Origin of the sequence: Dickeya undicola (assembly GCF_000784735.1) — a bacterium.
Taxonomy (GTDB): Bacteria; Pseudomonadota; Gammaproteobacteria; order Enterobacterales; family Enterobacteriaceae; genus Dickeya; species Dickeya undicola.
Map to the genome: position 1 here is coordinate 1 of NZ_JSYG01000056.1, position 1,255 is coordinate 1,255.

General features: G+C 49.4%; 1 protein-coding gene. It reads right to left on the reverse strand.

Going from position 1 to position 1,255, the window contains the following annotated elements:
- Nucleotides 1-1,181: IS256 family transposase (locus OB87_RS19150; RefSeq protein ID WP_033570963.1), on the reverse strand; the 1,181-nt coding region annotated here is incomplete at its 3' end.
- Nucleotides 1,182-1,255 lie beyond the last annotated feature (74 nt).

The following is a 1,255-nucleotide window of genomic DNA, read 5'->3' on the forward strand; positions in this document are numbered from 1 at the left end:
AACTCGATAATAAAGCGGCTCATCGCCAGCCGCCAGTTCTGGATCGGCATACTCCATTTTTTTGATGCCGACTCTATCGCCAGATAAATCACTTTCCGCACCGAGTCGTCCGTCGGGAACACGTTGCGTTTCTTTATCGCCTGGCGGATAACGCTGTTCAGCGATTCAATGGCATTCGTCGTATAGATGGCTTTACGGATGTCGGGCGGGTAGCCAAAGAATGTATTGAGATTTTCCCAGTGTGTACGCCAGCTTTTACTGATTTGTGGGTATTTTTCATCCCAGACACCCGCGAATGCATCCAGCGCCATCAGCGCCGCTTCCTCTGTAGGCGCCCGATACACCGCTTTCAATCCGCTGGTAATGTCTTTGTAATCCTTCCACGAGACGTATTTCAGGCTGTTGCGCACCATATGGATAATGCAGAGCTGAATATGGGTCTGCGGATACACGCTGTTTATCGCATCCGGGAAACCTTTCAGGCCGTCTACGCAGGCTATCAGGATGTCCTGAAGTCCCCGGTTCTTCAGTTCGGTCAGTACATTCAGCCAGAACTTCGCCCCTTCGTTTTCGGCCAGCCACATCCCCAGCAGCTCTTTTCGGCCTTCGGTGTTGATACCCAGCGCCAGAAAGACCGACTTGTTTATCACACTGCCGTTTTGTCGGACTTTGACAACAATACAGTCAAGATAAACAATGGGATAAATCGCATCCAGTGGTCGGCTTTGCCATTCTGTCACCTGCTCTTTAACCGCATCAGTGACTTTGGATATCAGCGTGGGCGACACATCTGCATCGTACATTTCCCGGAACGTAGCGACGATTTCGCGTGTCGTCATACCTTTGGCGTACAGGGATAAAATCTGACTGTCCATCTGGGTGATACGCGTCTGGTTTTTCTTAATCAACTGAGGTTCAAAGGTATTTTCGCGGTCACGCGGCGTGCTGAGCTCAATCTCGCCGTCATCGCAAAGCAGCGTTTTTGACGAGTAGCCGTTACGGGTATTAGACCCTTTTTTAGGCGCATTTTTCTCATACCCGAGATGGTCAGTCAGCTCAGCATTGAGTGCTGTTTCGACGGTGAGTTTGGTCAGCATACGTGAAAACTGGTTGAGGTCTGCTTCGGTTTTAAGGCCTTTAGCCAGTTCAGCCGCAAGGGCTTTGAGTTTCTTTTCGTCCATATTTTGCCTGTCTCCGCTGTTGGAGTGAACATATCAAAAACAGGCAATTACACAATTTTAATTACACCCTCTTA